The 11,391-nt window shown below is 40.6% G+C and carries 12 protein-coding genes and 1 tRNA gene; 5 read left to right on the top strand and 8 right to left on the bottom strand.

Annotated elements, in window-relative coordinates; all coding sequences use genetic code 11:
* Together CL181_RS07580 and CL181_RS07575 are read right to left on the bottom strand one after the other, a co-directional pair.
* Positions 1 to 746, bottom strand: a 746-nt coding sequence (locus tag CL181_RS07580) for a DNA alkylation repair protein (RefSeq protein WP_255251476.1), incomplete at its 3' end; no start/stop codon positions are given.
* Positions 737 to 2,923, bottom strand: coding sequence for a beta-propeller domain-containing protein (locus CL181_RS07575; RefSeq protein WP_141398832.1), 2,187 nt, complete (start codon positions 2,921 to 2,923; stop codon positions 737 to 739). The genes CL181_RS07575 and CL181_RS07580, both read right to left, overlap by 10 nt.
* A gap of 234 nt (positions 2,924 to 3,157) precedes the next feature.
* On the opposite strand from CL181_RS07575, the gene CL181_RS07570 reads away from it, so the two are divergent.
* Together CL181_RS07570 and CL181_RS07565 are read left to right on the top strand one after the other, a co-directional pair.
* Positions 3,158 to 3,811 (top strand): PHP domain-containing protein, encoded by a 654-nt coding sequence (locus CL181_RS07570; protein ID WP_097298702.1) that lies wholly within the window; start codon positions 3,158 to 3,160, stop codon positions 3,809 to 3,811.
* Positions 3,812 to 3,850: 39 nt separating this feature from the next.
* Complete coding sequence (locus CL181_RS07565) at positions 3,851 to 5,260, top strand: NAD(P)/FAD-dependent oxidoreductase (RefSeq protein WP_097298697.1); 1,410 nt, start codon at positions 3,851 to 3,853, stop codon at positions 5,258 to 5,260.
* 13 nt (positions 5,261 to 5,273) lie between these two features.
* Here the strand turns inward: CL181_RS07565 and CL181_RS07560 are convergent, their stop codons facing one another.
* The 4 genes from CL181_RS07560 to CL181_RS07545 all read right to left on the bottom strand — a co-directional run bounded on the left by CL181_RS07560 (position 5,274) and on the right by CL181_RS07545 (position 8,361).
* On the bottom strand, positions 5,274 to 5,615 hold the full coding sequence (locus CL181_RS07560) for a hypothetical protein (RefSeq protein WP_097298696.1): 342 nt from the start codon (positions 5,613 to 5,615) through the stop codon (positions 5,274 to 5,276).
* Positions 5,616 to 5,645: 30 nt separating this feature from the next.
* Positions 5,646 to 5,993: a hypothetical protein gene (locus CL181_RS07555; protein ID WP_097298695.1), complete on the bottom strand. Its 348-nt coding sequence runs from the start codon at positions 5,991 to 5,993 to the stop codon at positions 5,646 to 5,648.
* Positions 5,994 to 6,090: 97 nt separating this feature from the next.
* On the bottom strand, positions 6,091 to 7,977 hold the full coding sequence (gene speA, locus CL181_RS07550; RefSeq protein WP_097298694.1) for a biosynthetic arginine decarboxylase: 1,887 nt from the start codon (positions 7,975 to 7,977) through the stop codon (positions 6,091 to 6,093).
* Positions 7,978 to 8,073: 96 nt separating this feature from the next.
* On the bottom strand, positions 8,074 to 8,361 hold the full coding sequence (locus CL181_RS07545) for a hypothetical protein (RefSeq protein ID WP_097298693.1): 288 nt from the start codon (positions 8,359 to 8,361) through the stop codon (positions 8,074 to 8,076).
* A 178-nt stretch (positions 8,362 to 8,539) separates the two neighbouring features.
* On the opposite strand from CL181_RS07545, the gene aroA reads away from it, so the two are divergent.
* From aroA to CL181_RS07530, 3 genes are all read left to right on the top strand, one after another.
* A complete protein-coding gene (gene aroA, locus CL181_RS07540; protein WP_097298692.1) occupies positions 8,540 to 9,817 on the top strand; it encodes a 3-phosphoshikimate 1-carboxyvinyltransferase in 1,278 nt (425 codons plus the stop codon).
* A gap of 73 nt (positions 9,818 to 9,890) precedes the next feature.
* Positions 9,891 to 10,000, top strand: a tRNA-Met gene (locus CL181_RS07535).
* Positions 10,001 to 10,197: 197 nt separating this feature from the next.
* Positions 10,198 to 10,740, top strand: coding sequence for a DUF6448 family protein (locus tag CL181_RS07530; RefSeq protein WP_097298691.1), 543 nt, complete (start codon positions 10,198 to 10,200; stop codon positions 10,738 to 10,740).
* A gap of 34 nt (positions 10,741 to 10,774) precedes the next feature.
* Here CL181_RS07530 and CL181_RS07525 read toward each other — a convergent pair whose 3' ends face one another.
* Both CL181_RS07525 and CL181_RS07520 read right to left on the bottom strand, forming a co-directional pair.
* A complete protein-coding gene (locus CL181_RS07525) occupies positions 10,775 to 11,059 on the bottom strand; it encodes a hypothetical protein (RefSeq protein WP_097298690.1) in 285 nt (94 codons plus the stop codon).
* Complete coding sequence (locus tag CL181_RS07520) at positions 11,059 to 11,295, bottom strand: hypothetical protein (RefSeq protein WP_097298689.1); 237 nt, start codon at positions 11,293 to 11,295, stop codon at positions 11,059 to 11,061. The genes CL181_RS07525 and CL181_RS07520 overlap by 1 nt, the downstream gene beginning before the upstream one ends.
* Positions 11,296 to 11,391 lie beyond the last annotated feature (96 nt).

The following is an 11,391-nucleotide window of genomic DNA, read 5'->3' as shown; positions in this document are numbered from 1 at the left end:
CATGCTGGATTTGCACCAGCTGGCGAGTATGAGCTTTGCTCGGCGCGCCCGCGTAATCTCTTCTGCACCTTTTCATTTGTCAATTCAGCAAGCGCATTAGATGCTACCCATTTAGCAGTCTTTGAATCTATTTCCAGTATCTCCTTTGCAGTTTTAATCGCAATTCCATTTAAATTCAGGTTTCGTTTCCCGATCTGGCGAAGCGCCCAGTTGACAGCTTTCCTGACAAAATTCCTGTTATCCACTGATTCCTTTTTTATACGGGGCAGGAACTTTAAGAACTCTTTATCTGCCGCCATCTTATCATGAACCGCAATTGTAGCCATCATGACAAAACCCGCTCTTTTAACAAATTCTTCTTTCCTGTTGCTCCATTCAATCGCTTTTTGATAAGCAAGTGAGGTTTTGTCAAAAAGATTACTGCAGCACTGGTCGCAAACATCCCATGAGTCAAAATCCACCACCCATTTTTCCATCTGCTCTTCATTTACCTTTTCCGGGACATCGATGAGGCTGGCAAGAATCCGTGCCTCATGGATGCCGGATGACCAGAGTTCCTGGGCAAGGGTGTGATCTTTTCCTGTTTCCCTGGCTATCTTTCTCAAGGTTGGAATAGAAACTCCACAGGTGTTAATCGGATTGATCCCAAACCGCGCCATTCCTGCTACTGCTTCCGGGTTTGAGAGGGATTTCAATCGGTTAAGGATCTCTTCATATTGCATCTTTCCTCCAAATATCAATTCCATCCATACTCATTGTAAAGATCCCTTGAGAACGGCAGATCGATGCTGTTTATCCCGCTGATATCCTTAAGGTCGCTCATCATTACCTTTCTCGCTGATATCGTGTAAAGCACATCATCCATGAACAATGACCTGCGAACTGCGCCGGGTGAGCCCCAGTAATAATACTGCTCCTCGAAATCATCAAAGTGCGATATCTTACCTTTGAGCTTAAAGCCATTCAGGGTTATGTCGAAGACATAAGCGCCCTGCCATACTTTTTGCATATAACCATATCTGCTGTCGTATTGCTCTTTTCCTGTGACTTCTCTTACCGGGATCACAAGCAGGTTCTTCTTTTTATCAAACAAAAATGCCTTATGGTCACGAAGCGCCTCGGAATCCGTCCCGGCTTTTCCGATTTCATAAGTATCTATCTGTTTAGGATTATTGACATCAGATACATCAAAGAGCGACACTTTCACACCTTTTATCGATACTCCACCCCATTCATTCTCGGCGGTTTCTTTCCCCACACCGATTATATGGTTTTCATCATACGGGTGCAGGTAATCTGAGAATCCCGGTATCTTGAGCTGGCCAAGCACTTGCGGTTTGTTGGGGTCTGTGAGGTCTATCACGAACAACGGGTCTATTCTCTTGAATGTCACCATATAGAGCCTGTTCCCGATGAATCGCGTTGAGTAAATTCTTTCGTCCTGAGCTATTTTTTCCAGCTTCCCCGCAATTTTAAGGTCACTGTCAAGGACATATACGTTATTATACTGGATGTTACTGTTCTGTGTCCAGAACTGCGAAGTAGTGGCAACCCTGAAATAATCTCCGGATTCATCCATAGAGAACTGGTTCAGGAGGCTTCCCGGTACCTCGCCTTTTGTCTTATATTCGATAGCGCCATTCTCAATACCAATTTTCTGGATGACCGTCTTTTCTCTTTCCTGTGCGAGTTTTATTTCATATTCTTCAACTGCTTTCCGGACATCTTCCTGGTATTGTTGTTTTTCTTTTTCCGTCATCCTGTTGAAAGTATCTTCCAGAATGGATGATATTTTGTCCCATTTTTCGTGCTGGTCAAGGTTACTGTTCTTTATCTCATTTATTTTATTCCGGGCATCCTGCGGGAGAAGAGGTAAAACCACCTCATAGAACCGTTCTTCACGCTGCGATTCATAATACAATACGGGCATATTTTTCCTGTAAGTGATGTATATATTATTCTGGGAAACATACAAATTATCAGAATAACCCATCATGAAGGTCTTCGCGTTGATGCTATCTGTTTTCTTAATATTGATAGAGGCGATGGTATGAAATACGTAATTCTGTTCCGGATTATCAAAGTAATATACATCAGGAGCCATGATCCTGGCTGATCCTTTCCTGATGACAGGCATATCTACAAAATCATTGTAATAATAAACCGAATCCTTTGCGATGAAATATACATTATCCCCGATCATCCTTGACTGGAAATAATTGCCGCTGATGCTGTAATTTGCTACTTCCTCCGGGTTTTTCCTGTTTGAGATATCATATATCAGGGCTACTGTTTTCATAGTGTTCCTTGGCCTTGGCATATAATCATATTCCGCAATACCATAAACAGTATCGGTATCTTCCATAAAAATCATTAGCCTGTCACCGTTTACGAATATATCCTTTGGCCGTCCTTCGATCAGTGTGGAGGAAAGGATCTTTGCATCAGATGCAGGGAATGCATCAAGGATAACAAGCCTGTTCTGCGCGATGACATAAATATATTTTCCATCGTTCTTTACAAAATCAGCTTCATCTACACCTTCAACCTGGATATTTGTTTTTGAATAATCCGCTGCTGTGCCACCGGAAGGCGCTTGAATGCTCACTGCTTCTCCTTTGGAAACAGATGCGGCTGGTACAGCCGTTACCCTGCCCATTTCTGATCCTGCAATGGCAAAATCCCTTCCCATCCAAAAACCGCCGGATGCACCTGTATTTTGCGCGCTTGCTTTCAGGTATTCCCGCAATTCATATGCTGATGAGAATTTCTTCAATTCTTGAGTTGATCCAGGTACTGGAAAGACTGTCGTGTTCCCCACACTTTTTTCCTCATCTATTGTTTTCATGTCCGCCTGGATGCACCCGCTAAAGATCGCAATGCTTATCATTGCTAATATCAAAATTACTACTTTTTTGTTCATTTATTATCGCCTGCTTGACAATATCATACCGCCTGATGATAAATATATCTTTGACTTCGAATTGAATTGGAGTTATAGATTTTTTTTTCCAGTGGAAATAATGGGGTATATGATAATCATTATTACTATCATATTATTGATTTCTAATTTTCATGCAAAAATGAACTGGTCTAAGTAGATGCAGCAATTCATAGCACAGGTATTTTTTTGTATATCTTAAGAAATACAAGGAATATGCGTTTTGACCTGCACATCCATTCAAACCATTCCTCAGACAGCGGATTGGCTATAGATGACATCCTGAAAAGGGCTGTGGAAAAAGATCTGGACGGGATCGCAATATGCGATCACAATACCATAACCGGGAATTTTCTTGCCCGCAAACGTGCAAAGGATCTGAATCTTCCATTGATGGTTATCCCCGGAATAGAAGTCTCAACAACGCAGGGTCATCTTATCATACTGGGGGCAAGGGGGAGCATCCCCCCGGATCTTTCTCCGCAGGAGACAATCAGTATTGCAAGACAAATCGGAGGCGTTATAATAGCAGCGCATCCTTTTAAGATCAGGAGCCTGGGTAATGTGAAAGGGCTTGATATTGATGCCATCGAGACATTCAATTCAAGATGCATATTCGGGGAGAACAAAAAAGCGGAAGAAATGGCATTGGAATTGGGAAAACCTCAAGTGGGAGGAAGTGATTCCCATATGCTTGCAACAATTGGGAGAGGATATACGGAAATAGATGCAGAGCCTTTTATGGAATCAGTATTAAACGCCATCAGAGAAGGAAAAACCCGTCCGGGTGGGAGGACAGCTCCTTTATATGTAGTTATATTCCAGGTAATGCGCGGGGTTTTCAGGCGTATGAAGAAAGTTATCCGATAGAAAGATTTTTTATAATGTTTCACCAATATAAGAGATGCAATGTCAGATTATGATGTAATTATCGTGGGAGGAGGAATTAGCGGGCTATTATCAGCCCTGACTCTTTCAAAGCATGGGAAAAAAGTGCTTGTACTTGAAAAGGATGATGCCGTAGGGGGCAATTGCAACAGTTATACGGTGGATGGTTTCCAGGTAGATACCGGACCTCATGCGATCACCCACCTGCGGGAAGGACCACTGCGGCGGTTGATGGATGAATATTTCACATATATGCCTTTTTTTGTGGATTACGGGCACTATTATGTGCGTACCGAAAAAGGTCTTACGAAAATCCCTTCCAATATAAAAGATTTTGTCACTTTTGATGTACTCCCTGGGAAAGACAGGCTCATGCTTTCACAGGCATTAACAAAAGCGCTGACCCAGATGACCTTCGGGATGCTGGATGGGGATCAGCCAGTTTACGATTACATTCCTAAAGGACTTTCCGGGGACACATATGATTTTGTCAATGCGATCGCATATTTCCTTTCAGGGAAATCCATGAAAGACACATCCGTAAACCGTGTATTATATGGGAGCAGTTTTGTAAGGGACAGTGTTTCCGAGGATATTTTTGAGAATGTTGAGGAGGCATCAGGTACGTCTTATGCCTCAATGATAAGCGACAAATTGTCAAAATACCAGTTAAAAGGTCATCTTAGCTCCCTGGGCAGGCTTGCCACCAATAAGGTATCTTATGCACAGGCTTACCCCCGTGGAGGATTGAGATCACTGTTAAAAGCGGTATTATATTCGATGCCTGAAACAGTGCAAATAAAAACCAGTTCAAGAGTAAATAAAATATTGACTGATGGCGAAAAAGCGGTTGGTGTCACTACTGATAGTGATTCTTACTCTTCGGATACTATCGTTTACACGGGTTTTGTAAAAAACCTGCCTTTACTTGTCGAATTACCACCGGATTATATAAAGAAACTTTCAACGATAGACCAGACACTCAGCCTCACTCTCTGGCTGGGATTAAAGGAAAAAATGAAGGAATTTGATTATACTGGCTCTGAGGTATGGTTCAAGGGCGGAGCATACTGGGCGATGCCAATCAGTAATTACGATGCGAGCATTGCGCCTAAAGGTAAACAGCTTGTGGGATTTACATTTGTAATTGATGATAAAAATAATATCGAAAGCGAGAAGAAAAAAGCGCTGGATTTGATCTTCAGGGCAGTACCTGGCATAGAAAATAAGATCGAAATGACACATTACCAGGTGACAATCCCTGAAAAAGCCGCAGTGACCATAAACGGATATTTTGCAGGAACACGTTCTCCTGTCAGGAACCTTTATCTGGCAGGGACTGACACCGATAGCCGGAGCATGGGAGTAACAAGGGCGGCGTATTCTGTTCTTGAGTTGCTAAAAGCCATGAAAGAGGATAAGATTCTCTGATCTTTTTTAATTTTTATTTTTTTTTAATTTTTATTTTTTCCTTTTTCCTGTTCTTCATATAATCCGAAAAACCCGAATTCAGGACAAAAACAATTCCGATAGTAAAAACCACAAAACCCAGGAATTTCATATTAGATAAGTTTTCTTTTAATATAAGTAATACTCCCATATGCAGCGCCAAAAGACCCAGAATTATCGATGTAATCTCTTTGAATTTAGGAAAAAATGTAAAAAATATCAGGGCTGCGAGCCAGGTACCCATACCCAGGTATTGGAAAGCAATATTTCCGGAATAAAATCCTGGAAAGAAAAAAACAGAACCAAGTACTGTTAAGAATGCAATTTTTTTATTCATTTAATTGCTTTGATACCAGTAACCTGTATTTTAATCTTCGTTTTTGACTTCGATTTTTATCTCACGAACCAATTTTACGCCAAGCCCCCCAATTCTTCCGCCTGCTGATGCTACAAATGTCATGAGCATAAACCACAATCCCATGTTTGTCAAAATGCTTGATTCTTTTCCCGATATAAGCTCTGTGTCCATAGGCGGAGTTCCGGGGCCTGTTGGGAGGGATATTTTGACGCTGTTCATCTGGATAACGGATGGCGCAGCTTCTGCTCCGGTAAATACATTGTACATTGAATATACTGAATAGAATATAAATAAAAGACCCAATATGAGCAAACCGTGCCCTGTACCTTTAACATTTTTTATATTTTTAATTTCCATTCTTTCACTTCGAGTTTGATTTTTAGTACCATTTATTTATTAAAAGTATCGATATATAAAGATATCCTGAATGAATATGGTGACAATTGAAAAATAATTATATATCCAGATACGTGTATCTGTTCATGACATTCTTATAATTATTCATAATATCTTCCGCATCTGATTTTGATAATCCGCACTCTTTTACTGCCTGGTTTACTTCGGATTCAAATGCTGACAGAAGATAACTATTATTATATTTTACATATCCAAGGACATCGCAATTCCTGTCACCGTTCACTATTTGTTTGATGTGCCACCCACCACTTTCATCAACAATGATATGAGCTTCATTTGCCGAGCCGAACAAATTGTGATAATCGCCAATCGTATCCTGGTATGCGCCAATTAAGAGTACTGCAAGATAATACGACCCATTATTCAGTTCATGGAGTTCAAGAATTTCTTTTACATCCTTTAAATCCACGAATTTGTCGATCTCACCGTCGGAATCACATGTAATATCAACTATAGTACCATACTCTGTGGGTTTTTCGTTATTCCTGCTGACAGGGACGACCGGGAATAATTGTTTTATTGCCCAGAAATCCGGAACTGATTGGAAAACCGAAAAATTCCCGATATATTTTTTCGAAAGAAGCTTATTCAGGTCATCGAAATCATCGGATTTATTTTCTGTTTCCTTTGCAAAGCCGATAGCTTTTTCGCATAGCTGCCAGAAAAGGATCTCTCCCATTGATTTTTCCTCCAATTCGATTTCACCGAGATTGAACAGGGAAAGAAGCTCTTCACGATGAAGCAGGGCGTCGTGATAAAACTCTACATAGTTTTTTATATTTATTTCTTTAAAGGCGTCGTATAATTCCGTTATTATATGCGGCTCATTTCCGCGAAGTTCAACACGTTTATTTAAATCTCCATTCTTATTTCCCTTGATATTAATAACAAGAACGGAATGATATGCGGAAATCGCACGGCCGCTTTCAGATAAGATTATGGGATGAGTTACATTTTCTTCATCGCATACTTCTTTCAGTGAATAAACCACATTATTTGCATATTCCTGTATTGTGTAATTGGCGCTTGCATCGGATGAAGTCTTGCTGCCGTCATAATCAATCCCGAGACCTCCACCGATATTGAAATATTTGATGTTTATATGCTTTAATTTTATTTTGGCATAAACCCTTGCCGCTTCTTTGACCGCTTTCTGGATCCTCCTTATTTCGGTTATCTGGGAACCAATGTGGAAATGAAGCACCTGGAGCTGGTCGATCATATTGTATTCACTGATTATCTTTACGCATTCAAGTATCTCTGTGGTTGACAGGCCGAATTTTGAAGATTCTCCGCCGGATTCAGCCCATTTGCCGCTTCCCCTTGAGTACAGTTTTGCACGGATGCCAATTATCGGTTTTACATTCAATTGTTTTGCAATCTCAAGCAGGCGTTTTGTTTCGCTGAATTCATCGATGATTATAACAACTTTATTGCTTAATTTGATGGCATTCAAAGCCAGATGGAGATATTCATCATCCTTGAATCCGTTGCAGATAAGAAGGGCATCATTGCTTAGATCAAATGACAACGCTGCAAGAAGTTCGGCTTTCGTTCCCACTTCAAGTCCCATATTATATTTCTTGCCGGATTTGACGATCTCTTCTATCACTTCTTTTCTCTGGTTCACTTTCATAGGGAAAATTCCCTGATAAGTGTTATTATATTTATATTCTAATATTGAATTTGAAAAAGCGCTGTTCAATGTTTTTATTTGTGACTCAAGGATTTGCGGGAACCTGAACAAAATTGGATAATTTATTTTCTTGGATACAAGACTATCAACCACATTTTTGAGATCTATAACCTGTGCATCATTTTTTGTTGGTTTGACAATCAAATTCCCATTTCTATTTACTGAAAAATAACCGCTTCCCCATCTTTCTATTCCATAAAGTTCTATAGCATCCTCAATTTTCCACATTTATTTAGAATTCACGTCCTCATTGTTGATAAATCCAGCGCAAGAATACCTTATCGGGTTTAAAGTTTTCCGTTTGAATATCTTAGGATATAGTAATTAATATAATATATCGTCATTTAATTCTTTATGCAGGTAATAAGTTGCAACAAAAATCCCGAGGAACCCAAGCATCCATTCAATATATTTTATAGACAATACAGGTTCGCCTGCAGAAAAATAAACATAACCTCCGAGATTTGCAAATATCCAGGTAAACAGGATTACTATCATGTAGCTTATCAATGCCATAAGACCAAGTATTCTTAGTATTTTAATTGATGAACTTTTTGCAGTTATAGCATTGTCTTTTTGTCCTTCAACCCGATATTTACTATACTGATTCACAGTATTAATTTCTTCCAGAGCATAATATAGTTAACTGATAATTGTTATGATGATGATAATTTGGGGTCATAGCAGGTATTCACATTAAAATCAACCATAATGAACGAAAAATGATAACGGCGACGAATTTACAATATAAATTATAAATAGTTGCATCTTCAATTAGCATGTTCAACACATGAAACTGACAATCAATAGATCCGAAGTAAAAGGCACTGTTAATGCACCACCATCCAAAAGCTATACACACAGGGCTATTGCCATCGCAGCCCTCTCTAAAAAAGCCACAGTCCATAATCCCCTGATCTCAGAGGATACAAAAGCTACCATAAGAGCCGCCATTGCTTTCGGAGCAGTTGTTGAATCAAAAAATGATTCTTTACTTATTACAGGATTTAATGGAAAATTAAAAATCCCTGATAATGTGCTTGATGTTGCAAATTCAGGCACAACACTTCGGATAATGACTGCGGTATCCTCTCTTGTTGATGGAGCTACTGTACTTACCGGGGATGCAAGCATCAGGACAAGACCAAATACGCCGCTTCTGGATGCTCTCAATGATCTTGGAGCAATGGCATTTTCTACGCGCAATAATGGTCTGGCACCAATAGTTGTCAGGGGCAAAATGAAAGGAGGAAAAGTCCATATCGATGGTTCAATAAGCTCGCAGTTCATTTCCGCACTTCTGATCGCATGTCCATTTGCAGAAAATGAGACCACCATAATGATAAAAGGTGAATTGAAGTCACGGCCGTATGTTAATATCACAATTGACATGCTAAAAGATGCAGGAGCCAGCATAAACGTCGATGAAAGAGCCAGTTCATTCACCATACCTCCAGATCAGAAGTATGATATGAGGTCATATAATGTTCCGGGAGATTTTTCCTCAGCTTCCTATATGATGGCAGCAGGAGCGCTTTGCGGTGACGTCACTATTAAAAACCTATTCCCTTCGGAACAGGGTGATTCTGCATTGATAGGGATACTTGAAAAAATGGGAGCACAAATCCTATGGGACCAGAAAAAAGGAGAAGTCAAAGTATCCAGAAGCGAGCTTTGTGGCATCAAAGTGGATGTGGGCAAGACGCCGGATCTGGTTCCTACGCTTGCTGTGCTGGGGGCTGCTTCCAGCGGACAAATGGTCATCGAGAACGCTGAACATGTCAGATACAAGGAAACTGACCGGCTTCATGCAATGACAGTTGAACTTAAAAAAATGGGTGTGGACATTACAGAGGAAAAAGACAGGCTAATAATCAAAGGCGGTAAGCTAAAGGGAGCAACAGTACATGGCTGGGATGACCACAGGATTGTCATGGCGCTTGCTGTCGCAGGAATGGTGGCAGGTGAAACTACCATCGATACAATAGAATCCATCAGCATTTCATACCCGGGATTCTTTGAGGATTTAAGAAAGAGCGGCGCGATTATTGATTTTCCGGAAAAATAGATAATTATCTAATAGATGATCCAACCCAAAGACGATATATTTTAATACATCTTTGCATGTAGGGGAGGGATATGCCCAGGTGGCCTAGTCGGTTAGGGCGCCAGACTCATAGGGTAAATTTGAAGAGGCGCTTGAGTCTCCTGAGAAATCTGGAGGTCACGGGTTCGGATCCCGTCCTGGGCATTGATCAATACCTGTTATCTGATGGGGCTTAGCACAGACAGCGCGCCGAAAGAAATAATAAGCGACCTATTCAGGACACAAACCACACCTGAGCCTGCGTAATAATCCAAAGCAATCTTTTTATATATCCTTAAACAAATTATTCAGTGGGAAAACGGAAGTGAATAATATGAATTATAAATTCAGGAGGTTAGATTATGCCACCACATTGCGATACGATGGACGGGCCTGTTGTTAAGGCTGCAAAACTGGCTCTGGAGAAAGGGAATGTCAATTTGATACTTCCCTGGCTGCCCAGGAAAGGAGAAGATGAATTGAAAGATGCATTTGAGAGAACTCTTCGAGTGAGAAAATCAAGTAAGGAAGCTAAAGAACTTGCAGACTACTGGTTCTTTGAAACCGCGGTACGTGTGCACAGGGAAGGGGAAGGAGAACCTTATACTGGATTAAAACCAGCAGGACTTGACGAAGGTCCGGTTGTTCCAAGAGCGGAAGAAGCCATAGAGAAAGGAGATGCAAGCGAAGTAATAGAGTTCCTATCGCATACAGTTGAAGAGGAAGTGCAAAAAAGGCTCGACCATGCTCTCTCTTTGAAGGATTACGATGAAAATGATGTGGATGCTGCAAGAGAGTACGTAGAGGCGATGCTTGAATTAATCCTCTATTCTCATAAACTGTACACATACATGAAGAGCGCAGGAGGGCACGCAGCAGAAGCAGTACATGGACATGAACATTGAGCTTTTACCCGCTTGCCGACAATTTTTTCTTCATCTATTTTTTATATATAAGCGCCCCTGTCAGCACTCCAATTAAACCTATCAATACAAAACCAAGGCCTTGCATAGCGAATATCGCATCAATGGCTGATGCAATTCCCCACAGGGTCAGGAAGAACCCCGTGGCTGCAAGTGAGATCGCAACCGCGGTAATAAATAACTTTTTTCTGAGTTTCTCTATACCTTCTCCTATGGAATTGCCAATTCCACCATGCTCGATAAAACCCTGGGTTATCGATTTTGAAAGGCCGGATAGAAAATCTATTATACTTTGCTTCACTAACCTTTTCCCCTCCCGATTAGGCAACCCACGAGAATCCCGCCCACAAATGCTCCTGCCACATAAGCAAGAGGGTTTTTATTCACTTTCGCTTCAGCAGATTCTTTTTTCTCCATGACCGCTTTCCCTGCTGATTCAGACAGTTCATTATATTTGTCTTCAAATTTAGCGGTCAGTTCACTGAGCGTATTTTTTATCTCTTTTATTTCTTGTTGTTCTTGTTGTTCTTCTTGCATAAATTAACCTCCACAATGTAATTAATGTACATTTTAATATATAGTTATGTTGTTTGCCAATAAATCGCCAGACAATCTGTTAAATACAAGGAAAAA

The organism is Candidatus Methanoperedens sp. BLZ2 (assembly GCF_002487355.1).
Lineage (GTDB): Archaea > Halobacteriota > Methanosarcinia > Methanosarcinales > Methanoperedenaceae > Methanoperedens.
The sequence above is the reverse complement of the archived record's forward strand: the minus strand, read 5'-3'. Positions and strand labels throughout refer to the sequence as shown.